Annotated in this window: 1 protein-coding gene; it reads right to left on the bottom strand. The window is 50.1% G+C overall.

Annotation, left to right across the window (positions count from 1 at the left end; genetic code table 11):
• Positions 1–361: transposase (locus tag ACEO2X_RS14275; RefSeq protein WP_371972193.1), on the bottom strand; the 361-nt coding region annotated here is incomplete at both ends.

The following is a 361-nucleotide window of genomic DNA, read 5'->3' as shown; positions in this document are numbered from 1 at the left end:
GTGGCATAGGCCCAGACATAACCTTTCTTCGGTTTTTTATCATTCTCACCCATCCGCATGATGGTGACCGGTGTTTCATCTGCATGCAGCACCTGCTGTTGTAGTACCACCTCTTTTAAGGCATTGGCCAGAGGCTCCAGTTCTACACCGCAGCGACCTATCCAGTCAGATAACGTTGATCTAGAAAGTTCGATTCCCGCCCGCTGATAGATCAGACGTTGACGGTACAGCGGCAAATGATCGGCATACTTCGATACCAGCACATGGCTGAGCAGTTCAGGTGAAGCAATGCCTTTATCAATCACATAGGCAGGCATCGCTTGCTGAGTCAGGGTGTCACACTGATCACAGACCCATTTGC

The organism is Acinetobacter sp. AL9 (assembly GCF_041464035.1).
Classification (GTDB): Bacteria; Pseudomonadota; Gammaproteobacteria; order Pseudomonadales; family Moraxellaceae; genus Acinetobacter; species Acinetobacter towneri.
Note: the sequence above shows the minus strand (reverse complement) of the source record. Positions and strands in the feature narration are given on the sequence as shown.